Origin of the sequence: Bacillus glycinifermentans (assembly GCF_001042475.2) — a bacterium.
In the GTDB taxonomy this organism is placed as follows: Bacteria; Bacillota; Bacilli; order Bacillales; family Bacillaceae; genus Bacillus; species Bacillus glycinifermentans.
On the sequence record NZ_LECW02000004.1, the window covers coordinates 547710 to 571320 of the forward strand.

At 47.4% G+C, this 23611-nt stretch carries 30 protein-coding genes, 1 pseudogene and 1 other annotated feature; of the genes and pseudogenes, 5 read left to right on the plus strand and 26 right to left on the minus strand.

What is annotated here, in order from left to right:
* Window positions 1-69: 69 nt before the first annotated feature.
* The 7 genes from yajC to AB447_RS05670 all read right to left on the minus strand — a co-directional run bounded on the left by yajC (window position 70) and on the right by AB447_RS05670 (window position 5098).
* Window positions 70-330 carry a preprotein translocase subunit YajC gene (gene yajC / locus AB447_RS05640; RefSeq protein WP_048353543.1) on the minus strand — a complete coding sequence of 87 codons (261 nt, stop codon included), beginning with the start codon at window positions 328-330 and terminating at the stop codon, window positions 70-72.
* Window positions 331-380: 50 nt separating this feature from the next.
* Complete coding sequence (tgt, locus tag AB447_RS05645) at window positions 381-1526, minus strand: tRNA guanosine(34) transglycosylase Tgt (RefSeq protein WP_046132096.1); 1146 nt, start codon at window positions 1524-1526, stop codon at window positions 381-383.
* 27 nt (window positions 1527-1553) lie between these two features.
* A complete protein-coding gene (gene queA / locus AB447_RS05650; RefSeq protein WP_048353542.1) occupies window positions 1554-2582 on the minus strand; it encodes a tRNA preQ1(34) S-adenosylmethionine ribosyltransferase-isomerase QueA in 1029 nt (342 codons plus the stop codon).
* A 32-nt stretch (window positions 2583-2614) separates the two neighbouring features.
* A complete protein-coding gene (locus AB447_RS05655; RefSeq protein ID WP_048353541.1) occupies window positions 2615-2815 on the minus strand; it encodes a DUF2905 domain-containing protein in 201 nt (66 codons plus the stop codon).
* Window positions 2808-3812, minus strand: a complete 1005-nt coding sequence (gene ruvB / locus AB447_RS05660) for a Holliday junction branch migration DNA helicase RuvB (RefSeq protein ID WP_048353540.1) — start codon at window positions 3810-3812, stop codon at window positions 2808-2810. Before ruvB ends, AB447_RS05655 begins: the two co-directional genes overlap by 8 nt.
* Window positions 3813-3822: 10 nt before the next feature.
* On the minus strand, window positions 3823-4428 hold the full coding sequence (ruvA, locus tag AB447_RS05665; protein ID WP_048353539.1) for a Holliday junction branch migration protein RuvA: 606 nt from the start codon (window positions 4426-4428) through the stop codon (window positions 3823-3825).
* Between the two features lie 133 nt (window positions 4429-4561).
* Window positions 4562-5098, minus strand: coding sequence for a BofC C-terminal domain-containing protein (locus AB447_RS05670; RefSeq protein ID WP_048353538.1), 537 nt, complete (start codon window positions 5096-5098; stop codon window positions 4562-4564).
* 257 nt (window positions 5099-5355) lie between these two features.
* Here AB447_RS05670 and AB447_RS05675 point away from each other — a divergent pair, with 257 nt between their 5' ends.
* Entirely contained in the window at window positions 5356-6003 is a 648-nt protein-coding gene (locus tag AB447_RS05675) for a phosphotransferase (protein WP_048353537.1), read from the plus strand.
* A 65-nt stretch (window positions 6004-6068) separates the two neighbouring features.
* Window positions 6069-6197: a hypothetical protein gene (locus tag AB447_RS27205; protein WP_269769341.1), complete on the plus strand. Its 129-nt coding sequence runs from the start codon at window positions 6069-6071 to the stop codon at window positions 6195-6197.
* A gap of 177 nt (window positions 6198-6374) precedes the next feature.
* Here the strand turns inward: AB447_RS27205 and AB447_RS05680 are convergent, their stop codons facing one another.
* The 3 genes from AB447_RS05680 to AB447_RS05690 form a co-directional block, all read right to left on the minus strand.
* Window positions 6375-6554: a small acid-soluble spore protein H gene (locus AB447_RS05680; protein ID WP_046132089.1), complete on the minus strand. Its 180-nt coding sequence runs from the start codon at window positions 6552-6554 to the stop codon at window positions 6375-6377.
* Between the two features lie 83 nt (window positions 6555-6637).
* Window positions 6638-7102, minus strand: coding sequence for a DinB family protein (locus tag AB447_RS05685; protein ID WP_048353536.1), 465 nt, complete (start codon window positions 7100-7102; stop codon window positions 6638-6640).
* Window positions 7103-7182: 80 nt separating this feature from the next.
* Window positions 7183-7893: a poly-gamma-glutamate hydrolase family protein gene (locus AB447_RS05690; RefSeq protein ID WP_048353535.1), complete on the minus strand. Its 711-nt coding sequence runs from the start codon at window positions 7891-7893 to the stop codon at window positions 7183-7185.
* A 417-nt stretch (window positions 7894-8310) separates the two neighbouring features.
* On the opposite strand from AB447_RS05690, the gene AB447_RS25060 reads away from it, so the two are divergent.
* Window positions 8311-8490 carry a DUF8096 family protein gene (locus AB447_RS25060; protein WP_096892173.1) on the plus strand — a complete coding sequence of 60 codons (180 nt, stop codon included), beginning with the start codon at window positions 8311-8313 and terminating at the stop codon, window positions 8488-8490.
* A 96-nt stretch (window positions 8491-8586) separates the two neighbouring features.
* Here the strand turns inward: AB447_RS25060 and AB447_RS05695 are convergent, their stop codons facing one another.
* From AB447_RS05695 to nadB, 7 genes are all read right to left on the minus strand, one after another.
* Window positions 8587-8904, minus strand: coding sequence for a hypothetical protein (locus tag AB447_RS05695; protein ID WP_048353534.1), 318 nt, complete (start codon window positions 8902-8904; stop codon window positions 8587-8589).
* 146 nt (window positions 8905-9050) lie between these two features.
* The gene (locus tag AB447_RS05700) at window positions 9051-9773 is read right to left on the minus strand and encodes a YebC/PmpR family DNA-binding transcriptional regulator (protein WP_048353533.1); all 723 of its coding nucleotides are present in this window, start codon (window positions 9771-9773) and stop codon (window positions 9051-9053) included.
* A gap of 115 nt (window positions 9774-9888) precedes the next feature.
* Window positions 9889-10512 (minus strand): YhcN/YlaJ family sporulation lipoprotein, encoded by a 624-nt coding sequence (locus AB447_RS05705; RefSeq protein WP_048353532.1) that lies wholly within the window; start codon window positions 10510-10512, stop codon window positions 9889-9891.
* 176 nt (window positions 10513-10688) lie between these two features.
* Window positions 10689-11843 carry a SafA/ExsA family spore coat assembly protein gene (gene safA, locus AB447_RS05710; protein WP_048353531.1) on the minus strand — a complete coding sequence of 385 codons (1155 nt, stop codon included), beginning with the start codon at window positions 11841-11843 and terminating at the stop codon, window positions 10689-10691.
* Between the two features lie 113 nt (window positions 11844-11956).
* Window positions 11957-13060 (minus strand): quinolinate synthase NadA, encoded by a 1104-nt coding sequence (nadA, locus tag AB447_RS05715; RefSeq protein ID WP_057957466.1) that lies wholly within the window; start codon window positions 13058-13060, stop codon window positions 11957-11959.
* Window positions 13048-13914 carry a carboxylating nicotinate-nucleotide diphosphorylase gene (nadC, locus tag AB447_RS05720; protein ID WP_048353530.1) on the minus strand — a complete coding sequence of 289 codons (867 nt, stop codon included), beginning with the start codon at window positions 13912-13914 and terminating at the stop codon, window positions 13048-13050. Before nadC ends, nadA begins: the two co-directional genes overlap by 13 nt.
* Window positions 13895-15469 (minus strand): L-aspartate oxidase, encoded by a 1575-nt coding sequence (gene nadB, locus AB447_RS05725; RefSeq protein ID WP_048353529.1) that lies wholly within the window; start codon window positions 15467-15469, stop codon window positions 13895-13897. Before nadB ends, nadC begins: the two co-directional genes overlap by 20 nt.
* 95 nt (window positions 15470-15564) lie before the next feature.
* On the opposite strand from nadB, the pseudogene AB447_RS05730 reads away from it, so the two are divergent.
* Together AB447_RS05730 and AB447_RS05735 are read left to right on the plus strand one after the other, a co-directional pair.
* Window positions 15565-16744 (plus strand): annotated as a pseudogene (locus tag AB447_RS05730) (IscS subfamily cysteine desulfurase).
* The gene (locus tag AB447_RS05735) at window positions 16713-17255 is read left to right on the plus strand and encodes a transcription repressor NadR (RefSeq protein WP_048353597.1); all 543 of its coding nucleotides are present in this window, start codon (window positions 16713-16715) and stop codon (window positions 17253-17255) included. The pseudogene AB447_RS05730 and the gene AB447_RS05735 overlap by 32 nt, the downstream one beginning before the upstream one ends.
* Before the next feature lie 41 nt (window positions 17256-17296).
* On the opposite strand, the gene pheA is transcribed toward AB447_RS05735, so the two are convergent.
* The 9 genes from pheA to AB447_RS05780 all read right to left on the minus strand — a co-directional run bounded on the left by pheA (window position 17297) and on the right by AB447_RS05780 (window position 23555).
* A complete protein-coding gene (pheA, locus tag AB447_RS05740; protein WP_048353596.1) occupies window positions 17297-18148 on the minus strand; it encodes a prephenate dehydratase in 852 nt (283 codons plus the stop codon).
* A 26-nt stretch (window positions 18149-18174) separates the two neighbouring features.
* Window positions 18175-18618 (minus strand): ACT domain-containing protein, encoded by a 444-nt coding sequence (locus AB447_RS05745; RefSeq protein WP_048353528.1) that lies wholly within the window; start codon window positions 18616-18618, stop codon window positions 18175-18177.
* Window positions 18619-18696: 78 nt separating this feature from the next.
* Entirely contained in the window at window positions 18697-19983 is a 1287-nt protein-coding gene (obgE, locus tag AB447_RS05750) for a GTPase ObgE (RefSeq protein ID WP_048353527.1), read from the minus strand.
* A gap of 33 nt (window positions 19984-20016) precedes the next feature.
* The gene (locus tag AB447_RS05755; protein WP_048353526.1) at window positions 20017-20595 is read right to left on the minus strand and encodes a sporulation initiation phosphotransferase B; all 579 of its coding nucleotides are present in this window, start codon (window positions 20593-20595) and stop codon (window positions 20017-20019) included.
* A 201-nt stretch (window positions 20596-20796) separates the two neighbouring features.
* Window positions 20797-21078, minus strand: a complete 282-nt coding sequence (gene rpmA / locus AB447_RS05760; RefSeq protein WP_006637844.1) for a 50S ribosomal protein L27 — start codon at window positions 21076-21078, stop codon at window positions 20797-20799.
* Between the two features lie 12 nt (window positions 21079-21090).
* The gene (locus tag AB447_RS05765) at window positions 21091-21432 is read right to left on the minus strand and encodes a ribosomal-processing cysteine protease Prp (protein ID WP_048353525.1); all 342 of its coding nucleotides are present in this window, start codon (window positions 21430-21432) and stop codon (window positions 21091-21093) included.
* 12 nt (window positions 21433-21444) lie between these two features.
* Window positions 21445-21753, minus strand: coding sequence for a 50S ribosomal protein L21 (gene rplU / locus AB447_RS05770; RefSeq protein WP_006637846.1), 309 nt, complete (start codon window positions 21751-21753; stop codon window positions 21445-21447).
* 12 nt (window positions 21754-21765) lie between these two features.
* Window positions 21766-21842, minus strand: a sequence feature (ribosomal protein L21 leader region).
* Between the two features lie 59 nt (window positions 21843-21901).
* A complete protein-coding gene (locus AB447_RS05775) occupies window positions 21902-22768 on the minus strand; it encodes a M50 family metallopeptidase (RefSeq protein ID WP_048353524.1) in 867 nt (288 codons plus the stop codon).
* Entirely contained in the window at window positions 22761-23555 is a 795-nt protein-coding gene (locus AB447_RS05780) for a peptidoglycan DD-metalloendopeptidase family protein (RefSeq protein ID WP_048353523.1), read from the minus strand. The genes AB447_RS05775 and AB447_RS05780 overlap by 8 nt, the downstream gene beginning before the upstream one ends.
* Window positions 23556-23611 lie beyond the last annotated feature (56 nt).

Consider the following 23611-nt stretch of genomic DNA (forward strand, 5'->3'; position numbering starts at 1 on the left):
GAAAAAGCGAGGGAGCGGATGAACTCCGCTCCCTCACATTTGCTTATGTATAAGCATGCTTATCGTTCCCTATTCGGCTGCCGCCTCTCTGATTGCGCGGCGGTCGAATGTCAGACGTGTACCATCGCCGGTTTTGATCACAACTTTCTCTTCGTCAATCGAATCGACGATACCGTGCAGGCCGCCGATCGTTACGACCTTATCCCCTTTTTTCAGCTCCTCCTGCATTTGACGGACAGCTTTCTGCTGCTTTTGCTGAGGGCGGATCAACAGGAAATAAAGAACCGCAAACATTAAAATAATCGGAAGTAATGTTCCAAGCATCTCCATTATTTTTTCACCCCTTTCAATTGGTTTTATCGCTTACCTCGTTTATGCGGCTAGAAACTTTTAGCATTCGGTTTATTAAATCCGTACCGCTCAAAGAACTCTTCCCGGAAATCACCTAAACGATCTTCACGAATGGCATCTCTCACTTGCCCCATTAATTTTAACAGAAAATAAAGATTATGATAAGAAGTTAAACGAATTCCAAACGTTTCATTGCAGCGGATTAAATGCCTGATGTACGCCCGCGAATAATTGCGGCACGTATAGCAGTCGCAATGTTCGTCAATCGGTCTGAAATCCCTTTCATACTTGGCATTTTTGACGACGAGCCGCCCTTCGCTCGTCATGAGCGTTCCGTTGCGCGCGATTCTGGTCGGCAGCACGCAGTCAAACATATCAACGCCGCGTATGGCGCCGTCAATAAGAGAATCAGGCGAGCCTACTCCCATTAAATACCGCGGTTTGTCCGCAGGAAGCAAAGGCGTCGTAAACTCCAATACACGGTTCATGACATCCTTTGGTTCGCCGACGGATAGTCCCCCTATAGCATAGCCCGGGAAATCAAGGGAAATCAAGTCTTTTGCACTTTGTTTTCTTAAATTTTCATATTCGCCGCCCTGAACGATTCCGAACAGCCCTTGGTCGCCAGGCCGTTTATGAGCGGCAAGGCACCGCTCCGCCCAGCGGCTCGTCCGTTCAACCGACTTTTTCATATAATCGTATTCTGCCGGATAAGGCGGGCATTCGTCAAAAGCCATCATGATATCGGAGCCGAGGGCGTTCTGAATCTCCATCGCTTTCTCAGGAGATAAAAACAGCTTATCCCCGTTTAAATGATTGCGGAAATGAACGCCTTCCTCTTCAATTTTGCGGAATTCGCTCAATGAAAACACCTGAAAGCCCCCGGAATCGGTCAGAATGGCGCGGTCCCAATTCATAAACTTGTGAAGGCCGCCCGCTTCTTTGACGATCTCATGTCCCGGTCTCAGCCACAGGTGGTACGTGTTGCTTAAAATGATGCCGGCGCCCATTTCTTTCAGTTCTTCGGGCGACATCGTTTTCACGGTGGCAAGCGTTCCTACCGGCATGAATGCCGGCGTTTCGAATGAGCCGTGGGGGGTATGCACTTTCCCCAGCCTGGCTCCTGTTTGTTTGCATGCTTTTATGAACTCATAGCGTATCGGTTGCTGCGACAAAATATGAGCCCTCCAATCTTTTGAAATTTATTGAATCAACATGGCATCTCCAAAGCTGAAGAAGCGGTATTCGTGTTCAACGGCTGTTCTGTATGCGGAAAGGATGTGCTCCCTGCCCGCAAGCGCGCTGACAAGCATGATAAGTGACGATTTTGGGAGATGGAAGTTCGTAATCATCCCGTCTATAGCCTTAAACGTATATCCCGGATAAATAAAGATAGACGTCCAGCCTCTTGCTTCCTTGAAGCGCCCGTCATTCTCAGATGCGATCGTTTCAAGGGTTCTCGTCGATGTCGTACCGACGGAAATAATCCGTCCCCCGTCCTCTTTGACACGGTTTAAGATCGCGGCTGTTTCTTCCGTCATTTCATAAAACTCAGCATGCATGTCATGCTCTTCGACATTGTCCGCACTGACGGGCCTGAACGTTCCGAGTCCTACGTGAAGCGTGATAAATGCAATCTGCACGCCTTTTTCCTCGAGCTCTTTTAAAATCTCTTCCGTAAAATGCAGCCCGGCCGTCGGCGCAGCAGCAGAACCTTGTTTCTTGGAGTACACCGTTTGGTAGCGCTCCTTATCATCGAGCTGTTCTTTAATGTAAGGAGGAAGCGGCATTTCGCCGAGCGAATCAAGCACTTCGTAAAAAATCCCTTCATAGCGGAACTCGATTTTTCTTCCTCCGTGATCGAGCTCTTCCTTGCAGACCGCCGTCAGGCGGCCGTCGCCGAACGTCAGGACTGTGCCCTTTTTGACCCGCTTGGCGGGTTTGACAAGCGTCTCCCACACGTCGCCTTCCTCCTGCTTTAACAGCAGGACTTCAACCTTGGCACCCGTTTCTTCTTTGATGCCGAACAGGCGCGCAGGCAGAACCCTCGTATCGTTCAGCACGAGTAAATCGCCCGGGTTCAAAAAATCGATGATGTGCTTAAAAGAACTGTGGGTAATGTCCCCCGTTTTTTTGTCAAGCACCATCAGCCGCGAAGCGTCCCGCTCTTTTAATGGAACCTGGGCGATGAGACGCTCCGGCAGATCAAAATCAAACAAATCCACTTTCATTTTTTTCACCTTATTCTATCTGTACTTATGCCTCACTTCATCCGTCCGAAGATCGAGAACAACACGGACAGGATGATGCTGATGACAATACACGTGACAACGGGAAAGAAAAATGTCACATTCCCTTTTTTTACAAAAATATCCCCCGGCAGCTTGCCGATGATTTGCATGAATAAACCGACGGCAAAAATGACAGCGCCAAGCAGCATCAGCATTTTTGGAAAGTCAGTCATGTCTTGGAACCTCCATTTTAAAATGGGTGTAAACATCAGGCGTCACGATGCGTCCCCGCGGAGTCCTTTGGATGAATCCGATTTGAAGAAGATACGGCTCATACACATCTTCAATCGTATGGGATTCCTCTCCGATCGTGGCTGAGATCGTATCGATGCCTACAGGGCCGCCGCCAAATTTTTCGATCATGCCCATTAAAAGCTTGCGGTCGATGTGGTCGAGCCCGAGCCTGTCAACTTGAAGGCGCTCAAGCGCGTCAACCGCCACCTCTTCCGTTATGGAGCTGTTGCCGAGAACCTGGGCAAAATCTCTGACCCTTCTTAAGAGCCTGTTGGCAATCCGCGGCGTCCCCCTTGACCGCCTTGCAATCTCCCGGGCGGAGAGGGGGTCGATGTCGACTCCGAACAGTTCCGCCGTTCTCTCGACGATGTCTGACAGCTCGTCTTGCGTATAGTACTCAAGCCTTGACAAAACGCCGAACCTGTCTCTGAGTGGCGCTGTCAATAGCCCTACCCTTGTGGTCGCGCCGACGAGCGTAAAAGGCGGAAGGTCGAGCCTGACGGAACGGGCGGACGGCCCTTTTCCGATGACGATATCAAGACAGAAATCTTCCATTGCCGGATACAGTACCTCTTCTATCGAACGATGCAGCCGGTGGATTTCGTCAATGAATAAAACATCGCCAGGTTCAAGCGCCGTCAGGATCGCCGCCAAATCGCCGGGGCGTTCGATCGCAGGTCCTGATGTCGTGCGGATGTTCACTCCCATTTCGTTTGCGATGATTGCGGCAAGCGTCGTTTTTCCCAGTCCTGGAGGTCCGTACAGCAGGACATGGTCCAGCGTCTCCTCCCTCATTTTCGCAGCTTCGATGAAGATTCTGAGATTATCTTTGACCTTTTCCTGGCCGATGTACTGAGCCAGTTTTTGCGGCCTCAAACTTAGCTCAATCGCTGATTCATGGTTGTCTAGTTCACTTGATACGAGCCGCTCATCCATGAACATCACCTTACTTTAATAGTTTTTGCAGTGCTTTTTTGACATATTGATCTGTCGAAAGCGCCTCTTCTTTTTTCAGGTGAGGCTGCACTTTTTTAATCTCGCGCTCGGAGTAGCCGAGCGCGCTTAACGCTTCGAGCGCTTCTTCAAGGGCGGTTGCCGCTTCATGCGCCTGTTCACGCTCCTCATGATTGAACAGGCTTGCCGCCATCGCCGGGGCGACGTCCGCCAATTTCCCTTTTAGATCGAGAATGATCTGTCTCGCTGTTTTCTTTCCAACACCGGGGAATTTGACGAGAAACGCTTCGTCCTCATTTTCAATCGCTTCAATGACGGCCCCGGGATCGCCGGAAGCAAGGATAGCAAGCGCTCCTTTAGGGCCGATTCCCGTTACATCAAGCAGCTTTGCAAACAGCATTCTTTCTTCCCTTGTTGAAAACCCGTACAGAGAAGACGCGTCTTCCCTGATGTAATGATATGTATAAATCGTTTCTTCGTTGTTTTCTTTATAAATAAACGGATTCGGCGTAAAGATCTGGTATCCGATTCCGCCGTTTTCAATAACGATATATTGGGGCGATACATATGCAATGGTCCCCTTGACAAATTCGATCAACGTTCATTCACCTCTTTGACTGCTCTTCATTGTAACATAAAACAGGCAAAGCTAGAATGAAAAAGTTAACATATGTTCGCCGAGACGGAAGAAGTACGGTTACGCTAATCACTTAAAAAAAGACATAACGGTGTCATGTCTTCATATCCTTTACATGATGCTTGCTTCCGGACGATTTCACAGCCTCAATGACGTGTTCAAATTCCTTTTTCGTCCGATATGGAATGCCTTTTTGAAGATCCTCGGCCATGCGGCTTTCAAGCCGTTTTATATCAATCTGAAAAAAGGATTGTATCGGCTCTGATAAAACGTCAGGACGTCCGTGAAACGTTGAAATGACGCCTTCTTCTGTCACGCCGATATAACCGTTCGTTTTGCTGAGCGGTGAGATGTCATCGACTTGCTTGCGAAGCAGGATAAAGCCCTTTTTTTGATCAACAAGCCGCCATCCTTTGTATGCAGCTTTCACATCCTCCGCTTTGCCGATGGTTTCTTCTCGATTTTCGATGCCTACATCGCCGTCCAAATACACTTTTTCAAACTGGATGTGAACTTTTTGATCTGCGGCCGGATCGTTTGCCGAAGCCTTTTGCTGAAAGATAAAAACGATAGCAAGAGACAAACCTCCTAGCATAAAACCGATTTTCTTCCGCGTTTTCCGGCTGTTCATTACATCACCTTCTTTTTGCCTTCACGATTTTACCCATAGTTTGACCAACGCGTTTGGAATTTAACCGCTTCCTGCTGTTTATAAGAAAATGCGCATGAGGGAGCGGAGAATTATTTTACAGGCTGTTTACAATTGTTACTTTTCCAGTGAATCATCTTGATTCCAAGCATTTAGGATGCAAAGTCGCCCATTCTCATGTATAAACAACAATATAGAGTTTTCTTTTTTGAGCCCCTAAAAAAGAAGGTGAACGTAACGTGACGAAAGCGCAAACCTTTGCAGAAGCCGTCGTATATGACACGAAAAAAAAATTTAACAAGCTTGTCCAAAAACCTGATGAAATAAAATTAATCGGGAAAGGAAGAAGCGCTTATGTTTTCAAACTGAACGATCAGGGAAAAGAGATGGCGCTGAAGGTCTTTTTCCCCGAATTTCAAAAAACCGCCGAAAAAGAAGCGGAGATATACAAAAGGCTGTCAGGGTCTTCCTATTATCCGGATATTTATGAAACGGGTCGCTCATATATTTTAATGGAGTATATTAAGGGCCATACGTTTTATGAGTGTTTACATCAAGGCATTCCTATCGATGATGAAATGGTGATGGAAGTCGACCGGGCTCTACACGATGCGCGGCTGGCCGGATTAAATCCGTCTGACATTCACCTCCGCAATCTGATCTTGACACCGTCAGGACGAGTAAAAGTCATCGATGTCGCCAGATTTACGCAAACGAAACAATGCACACAGTGGGATGACTTAAAAACAGCTTATCAAATCTTTTATAAAAAAAACGGATTCCCGCAAAAGCTCCCAAAATGTTGGATGGAATTGATCTCTTTTCTTTACAAACGAAGCTGGCTGCAAAAACAATGGGCCGCCAGAAAAAATAAATTTCTTTCATAAAGCAAAAGAAAATGAAACCCGGCCGGCGCTCCAGCCGTATGCCTTTTATGAAAGGAGAGGCGAGATTGGAGAATATGAAAGAAAGCAGACGAAAGCATAATAAGTGGGATTTTTCCCCTTTCGCAGACCTGGTCGAGCCTTTGTTTTATTTGCTGAGGTGGGCTTTCAAAGGGATCATCAAAATCATCAATTAACGAAAAAACACTCGCGCTATTCGAGTGTTTTTTCGTTTGGCTCAGTCTAAAGCTAAAACAGACTGAATTTCCTTATTGAGAATCTCAGGTAATGCACACGGACCAGGCATTTCCTTCATCTCCGTCCAGGTTTCCCAAACGGCAAAGAAATCCCCTTCGGAAAAAAGTGGATTTCTTTTACTGCTCTTTTAGGCTGGCCAGCGGCACTTCCTGTTCATTTTCAGGCTGGCCGAGCGGATAAATTCTCGCGGTTTCATTCTGCTGATCGACATGCTGAATATAAATCGGCCGGCCGTTGTAGGTGACGTCGACCATCACCGGCGATTCGACGATTTCCTGGGCGCGCTGTGTATTCATCATGGCATCCTCCTTTAGGTTTTATCCATAATGTGCTCACCGCGCCGCTATCGTATTCTTTATGACTGCGTTTTTTTGAGAGATCAGCGGATTTTGACGTATAACGGCAGATCGGTATGTCCCATTTCACGGACATAGACGAACAGGCTGCCTTTGTGGTGAATCTCATGGCCGATCGCAAATTGAATAAGCTGTTCAGCTGTCACTTTCATGCCGAATGTCGTCGTCAGATCGATTTCGCGGTCCAAGTCCTCATCAGTAAAAGATTCGAGCAGCTTGTTCGTTTTCTCGGTATACGTTTTCGCAAGCTCAGCAAGGCTTCCGTCCGTCTCTTCCGCCTTCTGTTTAAATGCGGCCGGGTTCCCTTCCTTAGCCGTCAAAGCAAACTTATAAAAAGAGTCGAGAATATGAACAGCCAATTCTTTCGCAGACATTGATGTTTCAGTCGGTTTGTAGTCCAGATGTTTTTCGTCGATTTTTTGAATCAATTCTTCCGTCACTGTGCGGTGTGATAAAAATTCCTGAATGATGCTGTTTTTGCGCGCCATTTTCGAATTCCCCCTTTTTGATGTGGCAGATCATAGAATAACATGTTTTTCCTCAAGAATGATAAAATTAAGCTTGCGCCTTAACATTTGTCTTCCAATACTTTTCGAACCGCACGGACATACCGATAAAACGTCCGCGTTTTTGTTTCGGCTCTTTTTTTATAGGAAAAATCCTCAAAAAATTCTTTTCGTTGCGCGGTGCTGATTTCCAGCTGTACGCTTAACCCGCTTTGGCTTTCGTTGTTGATGTTCTCAGGATTCGTTCCGGCGAATTTCCCGTCCTTTTTCACCAGTTCGGCAGAAAAATCTGATTTTTCGAGCGATCTGACGATGGCTTTCGCCAGCCTTCTGTCCGTGCCCCCGACCAAAGTATGCGGCTGGTCTCCCGAATATCCGTGAAACGCGATCGTGTAGTGATATTCTTTTATTTTTTGCATGGCCAGCGGCTCATCAAAATTTGTGCTCGTCAGGTGCAAATTTGAATTGTTCTCATCTTTTTTTCCTTCAAATAAATATGTTGAGAAATCGTCGTTAAACGCGCGGACAAGCTCGCTGACCCCGCCTTCAATTCTTCCTCCGTGGGGAGAAAAAATGAGACAGTCGCTTCCGGCTTCTTCATGATAGTCGATGCTATAATTGTTTTTTTCATGCGCTTTTAGTTCCTCGAAATTGGCATATCTGTCGCCTGCCTGGCGCTGAAATTCCTCTCTGGACGTTTTCTCCGCCCATCTGCAGACACCATTTATCATCACAGCAGCGATCGCCAAATAGATGAACACTTTCTTCTTCATGTTTTCTTCCCCTTTTACAGCTTATCTTACAAGTATAAGGGCATGTCCTCCATGCCTGCCTGTTATATGTTTTTTCGACTTTTTTGTGACACAGTTATTTTACGCTTTACATATTGCGCATTCAATTATGAATAAGTTCGATAAAAAATAAATATTTTTATTAAAACAATACTTTTTCAGTAGTTTGAAAGATTGATAATTGTTATGAGGAAAATCTGATAAGAAAGTATCCCGGCCAAAGCCGTTTTTTCTGAGGCCGCATTCTCTGTGAACCTGAGCGCGATTTATGCAAACGGGGTATACGGTTTGATAAAAAAGAAACGAATCGTGTTCATGTATAACTGCAAAGTATATTTCATTTTTCATCTCCTTCTGTTATCCTATTAGCTGATGATAAAAGCGCAGGTGAAAAATATGATAGAATCAGAATATGAAACAAAAGGGTATGATTTGACAATAGTTTACGACTATAATCAGTATCCTGATGTCCGTCACGGCCGCTGTGACAATTGTGATTACACGCTCTTCAAAAGCTCTGTAAAAAACGGGCAATTCTTGCGGGAATGCCGGCAATGCGGCATGAAAAAAAGCATTTGATACAAAAAAGCTGCGGAAGCCTCCGCAGCCGTGTATCTATAAAAAATGCCGGCAATGCTAAAATCAGCTTTGCCGACAAACCAAGCCAACGATATCCTATTCGTCGTTATTTTTCTGCACAATCGTTCCGTCAACGGTCTGACCGAGCGTTCCGTTCAGCTGGGAATTCAGACTGTTGATACTTTGGATATAATCGTTGACAAGGTTTTGAATGGATTGGTTCAGCTCTAAGTTTTGATTGTTTGTCCAGTCGGCATTGCTTAAATCGACATTGCCGTTCTGCTGAACCAAGTCAGAAATGGACTGGCCAAAGCCAGAGATCATATTGTTGACCTGCTCAAGGATTTGGGCCGTTTGTGCATTTAATTCCTCTGCATTAACAGCCGGGATGTCATTTTGGAAATTTTCAGCCATTTATACACCCTCCTTTCCCTTTATGCCAATCTCCCTCATAATATATGATCCAAAACCAATCTTGTCTCCGCTGCTGTTCGGGAGCGGTTTTGAAATGGTTAAAGACATAGGAAAAGGACGCCCTTTCGTTAAAGCGTCCTTTTTATTTAATGAACGTTGGTATACACTTCCTGGACATCATCATCATCTTCAAGCGCATCAACGAGTTTTTCGATTTTTTCCTGAACCGGTTCATCAATTTCGGCATACGTCTCAGGGACCATTGTGATTTCAGCGGTCGCAGGCTGATACCCGCGGTTCTCCAATTCCTTTTTGATCTCCTCAAATTGCTCCGGTTCTGTATATAATTCAAACAGTTCATCGCTCGTTTCAAGCTCATCAGCGCCTATATCAATGACTTCGAGCATGAATTCATCTTCATCTGTCTCAAGTTCCTCACGTTCGATGGCAATATATCCCTTCCGGTTGAACATGTAAGAAACGCAGCCTGTCTCTCCGAGGCTGCCGCCGTTTTTGCTGAAAGCGGTTCTGACGTTTGTCGCCGTCCGGTTTTTGTTATCTGTTAAACATTTGACCATTACAGCGACACCGGAAGGGCCGTACCCTTCATAGGTAATTTCCTCATAGTGGCTGCCGTCCTGATTTCCGGCCGCCTTTTTGATCGCACGGTCAATGTTATCATTCGGCATGTTTGCCCCTTTGGCTTTATCGATTGCGAGACGCAGGCTTGCGTTGGTTTCCGGATCAGGTCCGCCCCCTCTTGCCGCAACATAGATTTCTTTGGCAAGCTTCATGAAAATTTTGCCCCGCTTTGCATCTTGGGCATTTTTTCGTTTCTGAATGTTTTTCCATTTAGAATGGCCAGCCATGACTTTCTACCTCCAAACAAATTGAGTCGTCTCTATGTATCACTTTAAACGTTTTTGCCCGGTTTTGTAAAGAAAACGGGAAAATGCCGGGCGTTCGGGCCCGGCACTTTGCTTGTCACTGGTTCCGCAGGCGGTTCAAATGCTCGTTCGTGGTGTCCCCGCGATCCCATACGTTTTGGAAATTGTTATTCATTTCCCGAAGTCTGGTGAATGCGCCATTGTCGGCTGTGATTTGAACGGTACGATTGCCGGCAAAGTCTTTGGCCGTTTTTCTGATTTGATTTTTATCATCATTCGTCAGCCTTTTGTCGGCACGCACGGCGATGATGACCGTTTGGTCTGTTACAACCGCCTGGCTTTCGTTAATATCGTCCATTTTATTGACTCGTTCGGTGATGTTCCGTGAGATGTTGCGGTTTTGCGGCGTGTTATATCCGGTGTTGGCCGCATTTACCAAATGGTTGTGATAATTCATGTCTCCCCTGCTGTACGTTCCATCCCCGGTCGGAATGCGATTGTCATTCGATACGTTCGTTGTGCCGTTTCGGCCGTTCATATTTTCCATCATGTCGGTTACAGGACCGTCTTGATCGAAACCGGCATCACGCTCCGGATCGTTTGAATAATATCCGACCGGACGCGTATTGTTTCTCGTATCCATGGCATTGTTATAACCGCATGCTGAAAGACCCGCCGTTAAAAGCAAGACACTAGAGAACACTTTCAGCTTCTTATCCAATGGTTGAACCCCCCGTGAAAACCGCTTTAATGTTTGAGCATGACGCTCATTTTTAGGATGTGCGGGATGCCGGGAGTTACCCTTGACAGTTATAGACAATACGCTCTCTTTGGTATGAAGCGCTTAAGGAAAGATGACATTAAAAAAGGAACGATATATCATCGTCCCGAATGAAATCAGTCTTCATCCTCTTCCGGTCTGCTAAACATTTGCCCTGCAGCCGGCTGCTGTCCGTATGCGCCTGTCTCGTAAGGTGCACCCATTTGCGGCATTTGTCCGGGCATTTGTCCGTATGGCATGCCGCCGGGGTAGCCTGTCGGATAGCCTCCCGAATATTGCGCCGGTCCGCATCCGCAGTCTTCTTCACCGGCGTGCGCGATGTTCGGGTCACCCGTGTGTCCGACATTCGGCGGCGCAAATGAAGGGTACGTTTGACTCGGATAAGCTCCGAAAGACAGCATGTAGGCCGGAGCCGTCATGGGCTGATGATGGTGGGTGTGATGATGGCCGGCATTGTCGTGTCCGGCGTTTTCCCCGCCTTCATATTCTGCCGGAGATACATAGCCATGATGCGCATAAGGCATATAATGCATGTGGGCAGGATAGTGGTGCCACGGATGGCACAAACCAGAACCCGGCAATACCGGCGAAACCGGAATCAAGCAACCCGGATAATACGGATAGTGATGAAAGTAGTGCGGATGATGATAATATCCGGCTGCTGCTACGTTCGGCATCCCGTGGTAGGCAGGGGGTTCCTCAGCTGCTGCGCCTGCATGCTGAGGGTTCGGAACGTTTGGATAGTTGACGTTTTCCATTTTACTCTCCTCCTCATTTGTCCATGGAAAATACATGTTTGACTCTTTCTCTTGATGTTCATAAGGTTTTGGAGGTACAAACGGCTGATGAAGCTGATTTACATTTTGATAAAGATTGGAAATATCGCCTTCCGGCAAACCTGGCTGCCCCAGATTTGGAACAGGCGGAACATACGGGATCGAAGGCTTTTCTTTCATCTTTACGTCTTCGATTTCCACTTTTTCTTTAGGCTTTTCTTGTGCAAATGGGTGCTCCATTTTTGGAAGTTCCTTTTTGGGAAGTTCCTTTTTAGGCAATCCCTTCTTTTTAGGTAATTCCTTCCGCATATTGAGCTGTTCTTCTTCTTTTTTGACCGGCACTCCTCCAGACGGTACTTTTATTTTCATTCCGGGCATGATCAGATCCGGGTTGCTCAGCTGAGAATTTAATTTCTTCAATTCCTGAAAGTCTACTTCGTATCTTTCTGCAATTTTTTCCAGAGAGTCGCCCTTTTGGACAATATGAATTTTCAACGTTTTCCCCTCCTATGCAAAAACGTGAACGAACGCATTAGAATAACAAATATGTTTCCTCACAAATTTATGCGGAAATAGACGGGGTTATGATAAAAACTTGTTCTTCGGCGTCAGCTGATGCTTAACATCCTATTGAGAGCGCTGATGGCATCTTTTGTGATGTATTCTTCAACCTTTATGACGCCGGCCGGTTCGCCTTTATCGATTTGCTCTAATGACCACAGCAAATGAGGCATGTCGATTCTGTTCATCGTCAGGCACGGGCACATGTCCGGATTGAGAGATTCGATTTGTTTGTCAGGATGCTCGTTGATGATTCTCTGTACAAGGTTCATCTCTGTTCCAATCGCCCATTTGCTCCCCGGTTCAGCCTTGTTGATGGTGTCGATGATGTATTTCGTAGAACCGCTGAAATCGCTCTGCATCACGACTTCGTGTGTACATTCGGGATGAACAATGACATTGATGGCGGGATCGCGTTCTTTTATGCTTTTGATATTGTTCACGGTAAATTTTTCGTGAACTGAACAATGCCCCCTCCACAAAATGACCTTTATCTCCTGCACATCCCCATCGTACAGCAGCTTTTCTTCAATAGGATCCCAAACTGCCATCCGGTTGAGGGGAATGCCGAGATCATATGCCGTATTGCGTCCCAGATGCTGATCCGGAAGAAATAAAATCCGCTTCTTTTGTGTAAGCGCCCATCTCAGTATATGTTTCGCGTTCGATGATGTGACTGCAGCTCCTCCGTTTCTTCCGGTAAAAGCTTTAATTTCAGCCGTCGAATTCACATATGTGAGCGGAATGATCGTCTCTCCGAATATGTCCGTCAGCTTTTCCCACGCCTTGTTTGTTTGCTGCATGTTGGCCATATCAGCCATTGAGCAGCCGGCTCTCATATCAGGCAAAACGACGACCTGATCGTTTTCCGTCAGCATATCTGCGGTTTCTGCCATAAAATGCACCCCGCAAAACGCAATATATTCCGCTTTGTTGTTTTGCTGCGCCACTTGGGCGAGCTGCAATGAATCCCCTGTGGCGTCCGCAAATTGGATGACTTCATCTTTTTGATAGTGATGGCCTGGGATAAACAGCTTTTCTCCGTATTTCTTTTTGATATGCAAAATTCTCTTCTTCATTTCTTCATCAGGCAGCTCTTTATAAGAGTCGGGCATCATCATCTTTTTGTTCATCATGTTTAAAATCGACATTTTGTTATCTCTCCCATTTTCTTCAAATTGACATTCATGCTGATATCGAGGGCTTTCGCCGAATGCGTCAAATAACCCAGTGAAATGTAGTCAACACCTGTCCCCCTGTATAACGGCAAATTTTCGAACGTAATGCCGCCCGATGCTTCCGTTATAATGCCCGGGGGCGTCATGTCCGCAAATTTCCGAACCGTCTCCGGAGAACAGTTGTCAAACATAATGATGTCCGCTTCAGCTTCGATCGCCTCGGCGAGCTCTGTCTCTGATTCGATCTCCACTTCGATCTTGATCATGTGCCCGCAGGCTGCCCGCGCTTTTTCAACAGCTTTTCGGATCGAGCCGCAGGCGGCAATATGGTTGTCTTTGATCATGACCCCTCCGTCGAGTCCAAAGCGGTGATTTGCGCCGCCGCCCGTTTTGACGGCGTGTTTTTCAAGCATGCGGAGCCCGGGAGTCGTCTTTCTCGTGTCACATATTCTGATCTCAGGGTCATTTAAACGCAAGACCGACTGCTTTGTCAGCGTGGCGATGCCTGACATTCGCTGAATGAGGTTTAAAACGACCCGCTCACCTGTCAAAAGCGAGGCTGCCGGTCCTTTGAGCCTGGCGATTACTTCCCCTTTTTCAACGGGCTCACCGTCATTTTTATCGATGTCGACGGCGATTTTGCTATCGATCAGCCCAAATCCTTCCTTTACAACCATCGCACCTGCAAACAAGCCGTTTTCCTTCGCAGAAATGAAAGCCTCGCATTCCTGCTCTTCGGCAAAAATGGCTTGGGACGTGAGATCTCCCCAGCCGATGTCTTCTTTGAAAAATTGTTCGAGCATGCGCTTAAGCGTGAGCTGCTGCATTGTTTACAATCCCTTCGTTTTGTCTAATCGTTATGCTTCCTTTTGAATGAACAATCTGTTTGCCTTTCCATCCCGCATCATCCCGAAAAGGAAAATCAGAGCGAAAATGCCCACCTCTGCTTTCCTTCCGCAGCAAGGCGGAATCTGTCATCAATGTGGCCGTCTGCCACAAATGAGCCAATTCAAGCGCTTCATTTGTGATTTCTTTCACATTTATAATCTGAACCGGCATCTGTTCAAACCATTTTTTCACCTTCTTCAGTTCGTCCGCCGTTCTGATGATCGAAACATGATCGGTCATGTTTTTGCGGATGTCTTCGAGGCTGCATTCAGGCACGGCAAATGTAATCTCTTCCAAGCTTGGCCGTTTTGCGCTGAGAGACATCCTGTTCGTGGCGGTTTGGATCCGTTTTGCCGCTCTTTTTCCGTAAACGAGACATTCCAGAAGAGAATTGCTCGCCAGCCGGTTGGCACCGTGAAAACCGGTACACGCCGCTTCTCCGATGGCATAAAGGTGCGGCACTGACGTTTCCCCCCACCTGTTCACAGATATGCCGCCCATTAAAAAGTGCATGCCGGGCGATACGGGAAGCCTCCCTTTTTCAATTGAGATTCCCGCTTGTTCACAAAGAGTAGAGACTGTCGGAAACCGCTGATAAAAGTCCGGAATCTCGCTGATATCCAAAAATACGCGGCTTCCCTGCTTCTGATGATCATGAATCGCCCGTGCTACGATGTCGCGGGGCGCCAAATCCTTTAACGGATGAACTCCTTCCATGATCCTGCGCCCGTTTTCATCAATCAGGACGGCTCCCTCTCCGCGGACGGCCTCTGAAACCAGTCCGCACGCCCGCCCGTTTTTCGCGAGCAGCGTAGGGTGAAATTGAACGAATTCCAAATCGGTCAGGCAGGCTCCGGCCCGGTATGCCAATGAAAGGCCGTCGCTTGTCACTGAGCGGTTGTTCGTGTGCATTTGAAAAAGGTTTCCGCACCCTCCGGCCGCCAACACCACATAATCCGCCTTCCTGAGACGCACCGAGCCCGCCTGATCTTTTGTCCAGACGCCTGCACAGCGGCCGTTATCGATCCATAGCTCACAAGCGGCTTCGTATTCCCTCAGGATGACATTCGAATGAAGCCGGCTGATGAGATGCCTGACAAGCATCCGGCCCGTCGCGTCTCCGCCGGCATGCAAAATCCGGTTGGCCGAGTGGGCCCCCTCCTTTCCGAGCTGAAGCCGTCCATTTCGGTCCTTGTCAAAAGGGAAGGATTGGCTGATCAGCTCCATCACGATTCTGCGTCCGTCTACAACAGCATCATTGACTGTTTCGATATGATTGTGGCCGCCTCCGGCGTATAATGTGTCCTCAGCGTGCGCCGCACTTGAATCCTGCGGCTGTACAGAGGCGGCAATACCGCCTTGCGCGAGCATCGAATTGCTGTCATGCACCGAGCTTTTGGTGATGACGATGACTTCATATGAAGGGGGCATCGCGGCAGCAAAAGACAGCGCAGCCGCTCCGGCGCCGACCACAACAATGGTCTGAGAAGACATGATGATTCCTCCTGTAAATTTACATGTGTCTTGACACATATATTTACATATAGATAAAATAAACTCAAGCATTTTTTATAATGGAGACGATGATCGTGATATATCTTGACTATGCAGCGACAACCCCTGTCTTAAGCGATGCCCTGCAAGCGTTTGAACAATTGAGCAAAGAGGTTTACGGAAATTCAAGCAGCCTTCATGACGCCGGCGGAAAAGCGGAGAGCGTTTTGCATTACTGCCGTGCTAAGCTGGCAGAGATCATCTCAGGCGAGGCTGAAGGCATTTATTTTACGAGCGGCGGGACCGAATCGAATATGTTGGCCGTCCATTCGATATTGAACGGTCTGCCTTCAGGAAAGCGCCATTTTATCATGACGGAAATGGAGCATCAGTCCATGCATATTTTAAAGCGGCAACTGATCGCGCTCGGATCCGAAGTCAGCACGATGAAGCCTGACGCAAACGGGGTGATCACGGCCGATATATTAGAACGGCACCTCCGTCCTGACACAGGGCTTGTCTCGATCCAGCATGCCAATTCAGAAACAGGAATCATCCAGCCGCTCGCTGAATTGTCCTCCTTTTTGCATGAACGGGGCGTTCTCCTGCACAGCGATGCCGTTCAAACGTTTGCCAAAATCCCGGTAAACGTTGAAGAACTCGGCGTCGACGCTTTATCCGTTTCAAGCCATAAAGTATACGGTCCGAAAGGCATAGGCGCTGTTTATATTCGGCCGGGCGTAGACTGGAAGCCGGTTTATCCCGGAACTCTGCATGAGAACGGTTTTCGCAGCGGCACCGTCAATGTGCCCGGAATCGGCGCATTTATTACGGCGGCTGACAAGACGGCCGGCAGGATGGACGCCGTTTTTGAAAAACACCAAAAGCTTCGCGGCTATTTTTTGCGGCGCTTGCAGGAACGGAGCCTTCCCGTCTCCCTCGCCGTCTCCGATTCGGCCGGTCACAAAGTGCTTCCGCATATTTTGGGTTGTTTTTTTCATTCCTTTGAAGGACAATATGTTATGCTGGAATGTAACAGGCGCGGTATTTGCATTTCAACGGGAAGCGCGTGTTCCGCGGGCCATCAAGAGCCGTCAAACACGATGAAAGCTCTCCGCGTTCCAATGGAGCAGGCTCTTCGCTTCATCCGAATTTCGTTCGGATATAAGACGACAAAAGAGCACGTAGATAAACTGCTGGACGTATTTGAAAAGATGAAAACATGAGAAAGGAGACCATCGGATTGACAGACGGATTAAAACTTACGGGAGCTGAGCGGCGAAAACACCTGCTCGCATGGCTTAAAGAATCTGAGAAACCTCTGACGGGCAGCGAGCTGGCGAAAAAAGCTTCTGTTTCAAGACAGGTGATCGTACAGGATATATCCTTATTAAAAGCAAAAAATGAACCGATTATTGCAACGAGTCAGGGATATATGTATTTGCGGACGCAAGCCTCTGACAAACAGCCGGTCAAACGTATCATCGCCTGCGACCACGATCCCGGCAAAACGGAAGAAGAACTGAACATGATCGTCGATTTTGGGGTGACGGTAAAGGATGTTACGATCGAGCATCCCGTGTACGGCGATCTGACAGCATCCATCAGAGTCAGCACGAGAAAGGAAGTCGCAGATTTCGTGAAAAAAATTTCTTCGACAAACGCCGCATACTTGTCACAGCTGACAAACGGCATACACCTTCACACGCTGGAGGCAGACGATGAAGAGAAAATCGAACAGGCTTGCGATGCGCTGAAGAAAGCCGGCATCTTAATTCAAGAATAAACGAAAAGGTCCTTTTGCCTAATGGCATAAGGACCTTTTCGTTATAAGACATAGGCATTGTACGTCCCGAGCACCTTCACTTTGCAGCCCAATGCTTCAAGCTCTGCCGCAGCACCTGGGATAAGGACGTCGTCTAACGCCATTTCGATATCAATGATAAAAAAGTAATTTCCCAACCCCGTTTTTGTCGGCCTGGATTCAATTTTAGAAAGATTCAAATTTCTCCAGGCGAAAGCGGACAGCACTTGATGAAGCGCCCCGGATCTATCCGAAGGAAGGGTCACCATCAAAGTCGTCTTCGGCCTTGATGATAATTCCGGATTCACTTGAACGGAAGCATGCTGATCCGGATGGAGCATGACAAATCTCGTATGATTATATTCGTAGTCGTGAATGTCCCGCTTTACAATGTCTAATCGGTACGTTTTCGCCGCCATTTCATTGGCGATCACCGCGATGTTTTTGTCCGGGTTCTCGCTCACGTATTTTGCCGCCGCTCCCGTCGAAGTCGCGTATTCAAACGGAACCGAATCAAACTGGCGGTGCAAAAACTTGTGGCATTGCGCAATCGCGTGTGAGTGGGAATAGATTTTCTCAATGTTCGTCCATTCTTCTTTTCTTGAAGGGTGCACCAGCAAATGCTGGCGGATCGGCGCTGTGATTTCCCCGACAATATAAAGAGGCTGTTCATGGATTAAATAATCGATCGTCATGTTCACCGATCCTTCGATCGCGTTTTCCAGCGGAACAACGGCAAGATCGATTTCACCGCTCATGGCTGCGTCCATACAGGCAGGTATCGTATTATATGCTTGCTGTTTGGCCTCTGCAAAACAAGAGCACACGGCCAAATGGGTAAATGTTGCTTCTGGACCTAAATAACCGACTTTCATGTTCATGGTATATACACTTCTCTCCCTTAAGCGCCCGAACCTAGTATTTCGACCTTTTCTACGAATTCCAGCTTTCTTAATTTGTTCATAAGCATATCAACATTTTCAGCCATTCCCCTCGTGCTGAGTGATAATGTGACATTGGCTCTTCCTTGAAGGGGGATCGTCTGGTGAATCGACAGCACGTTGCACCCTGAATCAGCCACAACCTGCAGCAGGTGCGATAATGTTCCCGAACGGTCTTCCAAATGGAAAAAAAGCGTGATGATTTGTTCTTTGACCATTGTATAAAAAGGAAACACCGCATCTCTGTACTTGTAAAAAGCGCTCCTGCTTAAATCGACTTTTTGGACGGCTTCTGCTACAGATTCGGCTTTCTTCCGTTCGATCAGCTTTTTGACCTCAAGCGTTTTCCGCATGGCTTCGGGCAGCACGTCTTCCCTGACAAGATAAAAGGTCTTCTCTTTCAATGGTTCTTCTCTCCTTTTAAAAAACCCTGTATCCCTAATGAATGTCGGAGAGTTTGCATCGCAAACTCTCCGGCACGATCAATCAATGAATTCAAATTCAAATTCAAGCAAACGTATCGTATCCCCGTCTTTTGCCCCTCGCGCGCGCAATGCATCATCAACGCCCATGCCGCGAAGCTGTCTCGCAAACCGCTTGACGGACTCGTCCCTTGAAAAATCCGTCATTTTAAATAAGCGTTCGAGCTTGGCTCCGCTCAGGACGAAGGTTCCGTCAGAGTCACGGGTAATTTCAAACGGCGCCTCTTCGTCTTCCAATTTGTACATGACCCTGTTTTCTGTCAGTTCTTCCTCGTCATACAGCGGGAATTCAGTCGTCGTTTCCAAACGATTGGCGATCTCAAACAGCAGATCTCTCAACCCCTGTCTTGTGACGGCGCTGATCGGGAAAACGGGATGATCGTCTGTGAGTTTTTCTTTAAACGCCTTCAGGTTTTCTTCTGCCTCAGGCATATCCATCTTATTGGCGACGATAATCTGCGGCCGTTCTGTCAGCCTGAGATTGTACTGCTCAAGCTCCTTGTTGATTGTCACATAATCCTCGTAAGGATCGCGTCCTTCAAGACCTGACATGTCAATCACATGAACGATAACACGCGTTCTCTCGATATGTCTCAAGAACTGATGGCCAAGGCCGACTCCTTCATGAGCGCCTTCAATCAGCCCCGGAAGGTCAGCCATCACAAAGCTGCGGCCGTCATCGGTTTCCACCATGCCGAGGTTCGGAGCAAGCGTGGTAAAGTGATAATCGGCGATTTTCGGCTTGGCTGAAGAAACGACAGACAAAAGCGTTGACTTTCCGACGCTCGGAAAGCCGACAAGCCCGACATCGGCCAACACCTTTAATTCAAGAACGATGTAGCGCTCTTTGCCCGGTTCGCCGTTTTCCGAAAGCTGCGGCGCCGGATTTGCGGGTGTCGCAAACCGGGTGTTGCCGCGGCCTCCGCGTCCGCCTTTGGCAATGACGGCCTCCTGTCCGTGTTCCGTCAAATCGGCGATCACCTGTTTCGTATCATCATCAATGACAACGGTGCCCGGCGGAACTTTGATAACCATATCCTCCGCATTTCTGCCGTGCTGGTTTTTGGACATGCCATGCTCTCCGCGGGCAGCCTTGAAATGCCTCTGATAGCGAAAATCCATCAGCGTGCTGAGGCCTTCGTCGACTTTAAACACGACGTCTCCGCCTTTTCCGCCGTCTCCCCCCGCAGGGCCACCTTTCGGCACATATTTTTCGCGGCGGAACGCAACCATTCCGTTGCCTCCGTCCCCGCCTTTAACATATACTTTTACCTGATCAACAAACATAATGTCCTCCGTTCTATTCCTTTAAAACCGCGTTTACTTGACGTGGATTTCAGCAAGACATTCACGTTCTGAAACATCGAGCCGCCTGATTTCATAAAAATCTTCAGGTGATTTATGAAATTCTTCAAAGCCGATAAGCTCTGTCAAGACGCCGTGAAAGTCGAGATAAATGACGAGGCTGCCTTCGGGTCCGTCCGTTTGCAGCGTGACGGTCAAATGGTTTTCGCTCTCTTTTGATACGCAGTCGTCAAAAATCCGAAACAGCTTTCTGATGAGAATCACCAGCTTTTCGTCATAAGCCGAGAGATCCCTGACTTCTCCGATCACCTCATATTCAAGCGTCAGCGAATGAGCCGTCCAGTTAAACGTGAGCAAATCGTAAGCAAACCGCGGTATTTTCAGGTTTGAAAGCTTTGATTCATGCTGAGCCTCAATGACCACTTCATCAATGATTTCAAACACGCGGTCATATTTCTTTAATGTTAGGTTTCCTTTAATCAATTGAAGTTTATTCATCCAGTCGTGCCTTGAGTGGCTGAGCAGATGGATAAGCTCATGAGTCAAAGCCGTATCATCGATATTCTTTTCTCGTTTTTTCGATATTTCTTCCATTTTGGCACTCCCAATCGTTCGGTCTCTTTTTAGGAGTCTGATCCGGTTTGTACTTTGAATTATAACAGAGAAGACAGTATAAATGAAACACGTTTATGCGGAATCTCCAGCGGAATCCCGGCATTTGCCGGATAGCGTGCCCGGGATTGAAATTGATATGTAAAAAACTCCGGTCAGAACGACCGGAGTTTCGTTTAAAGGTTAGGCTACAGGATATACGCTCACTTTTTTGCGGTCACGGCCGAAACGTTCGAATTTAACAGTTCCGTCGATTTTCGCAAATAGAGTGTCATCTCCGCCGCGGCCCACGTTTTCACCTGGGTAAATTTTTGTTCCGCGTTGACGGTAAAGGATGGAACCGCCTGTTACGAATTGACCGTCAGCACGTTTAGCACCTAAACGTTTAGCCTCAGAGTCACGTCCGTTTTTCGTTGAACCTACTCCTTTTTTAGAAGCGAAAAACTGAAGATCTAGTCTTAGCATGTAGCTCACCTCCTATATTTTGTTCTCTGTTACTCGTAAGTAACCTTTGTAATCCCGTTCGATCGTTTGCAGGGAAACGATCATGCCTTCAAGAAGCAGCTCAGCTTTGCTCCGCGCTTCCTGATCTGTCTCATCAGGGAACCGGAAAGACAAATATCCCCCGTCTTCCCCAAGATCGAGAATCGGATCAATGCCGGTCAGTGCGATGACAGCATTGACGGCTCCGAAAGCAACGGCAGATGCCCCCGCACAAACGAGATCGTGTCCATGTTCAGCAAAATTCGCATGCCCCGTCATTTCAAAGGACAAAATGTCCCCGTCCAGCCGGGATCTTGTAATTGTTGCCTGAATCATATCCTACACGCCTTAAGCGTTAATTTTTTCAATTACGACTTTTGTGTAAGGCTGACGATGACCTTGTTTTTTATGTTGGTTTTTCTTCGGCTTGTACTTAAATACGGTAATTTTTTTAGCGCGGCCTTGTTTCTCAACCTTGCCTGTTACCGTAGCACCTTCAACCGTAGGGTTTCCAACTTTAACGTTTTCACCGCCGACAAACAATACGTTGTCAAAAGTAACCGTTTCGCCAGCTTCAGCAGCAAGCTTTTCAACGTATACAGTTTGACCTTCTTCAACTTTGATTTGTTTTCCGCCTGTTTGAATAATTGCGTACATCTCTGCACCTCCTAATAAACTAAGACTCGCCAGTCAGCAGGGGGCTTTATCAAGCACTTAACACCTGCGCTGAGCGGTTGTAGCACGGGTGCTACATCCATAACATTAAAAAATATACCAGAATCACAGACGATTGTCAATACAGTTTTCAATAAACCAACAGAAGCTCTTCCATTGAGGACGTCGTTCGTTTATCGGCAAAATAGGCGTGAAGAACCTCATTTTCATCGAGCTGGCTCAGCTTTTCTCCGTCTTTTTCAATGATAATCGGATGCTTGCAGCCTCTCCTGAACATCAGCATGACGTTGTATATGCGCTCATCCGCGCAAACGGTGAGCGGTGCAAGCCGGCGGACTTCCCGCTCTTTTCCGTAATAGCGTTCAAGCAGAAAACGGATATGGGCGTAATGCCTGCTTCTGTATTCCCTGTAAAGGGAGACGGACAGAAATACGAGCAGCACCCAGGCGCTCAGCTGCATTGGAGAAACCGCCAAAACCGCTATCATGAACAGCGCACAGCCAACACACGATACGGACAGGATCATTTGCTGCGCCTTTTGATACGGCAAATATTTCGAAAAAAGCAGAAACAACAGCTTACCCCCGTCCAGCGGCCAAACGGGAAACAGATTCATCAGCAGGATCGTCAAGTTGTAAAATGTAAACATATCAAACATTTTCGGTTCGAGAAGCGAATTGACAGACATCAGCCAAGCGGCTGACTGAAGCCATATGTGCTGTACCGGACCCGCGCAAACGACGGCAAGTTCTTCTTTTAACGGCCTGTTTCCATGCTCGTCAACCTCAAGGGCTCCCCCGAAAGGAAGCAGAAAAATCCGTTTGATCCTCCAGGAAAAATAGACAGCGGCGGCGGCATGGCCAAGTTCATGAATCAAAATGACGATCATTAAGCAAAATAACGCTTTAATATGCCCGGTCATTAAAGCGAGCGCCATCACAAGCCAGAGCAGGGGATGGATATGAAGCTTTGCGATGAGCTCTGTCCATCTATTCATCAAATGATATCACCTGTATCGGATCGACAAATTCGTCTCCTTGTTTAATCGCAAAATAATAGACGCCTTTATGGTCTTTGTTTTGCTGAATCGTTCCGAGCTTGGCTCCTTTATCGACGAAATCGTATAAAGCGACATCGACCTTTTTCAACTGTCCGTAATAGGTGTAGCTGTTATCGGCATGCTGGATGACAACCGTCAGGCCTGTCTCCGGGCTTTTTTCCACTTCAATGACATAGCCCTCTTTCATGCTCTCAATCGTTTCGCTTTCCGTTTCGACTTTGATCCCCTCTCCGGAAAATTTCTGCTGAACTTTTCCCATCGCAGGGGTGACAAGCTCCTGGTTGACCTCCATTTGATCTGACTGCTTTCCGCTTTTCGGCTGAAACAGCGAAAGCGGATGTCCGAACTTTGATTCATACCAATGTCCAAGGGCCGCAAACTGAAATTCTTCTGAGAACATCCGGCTGATCACCGGTTTGACCTGCTTCACGGGTTCAAAATGGCCTTTATAAGCAATGGCGGACACGAGAACGAGGCATGCTGAGAGGAGGCATTTTATGATGAATGCATCAGCCTTTATAAGCGGATGCTTTCCGTTTATCAAAGTTGAACCCCCTTCATATGCGGGGAACTCCTCATGTTTATCATCCTCCGGAAAGGCTGTCCAGGCGGGCGGTGACAGCGGGCGTTTTGATCTGTCAGGGCGGCCCGTTCCATTTGCCGGCGTTTTCCGTTTTCGCTTTTTCGCGATTCTTTTGCGGATTTCATCTGCTCTGTGACTCATACCCCTCATCCTTTACATTCACGTTGGTTTGTACCATGATATGTCTTGTCCACTGC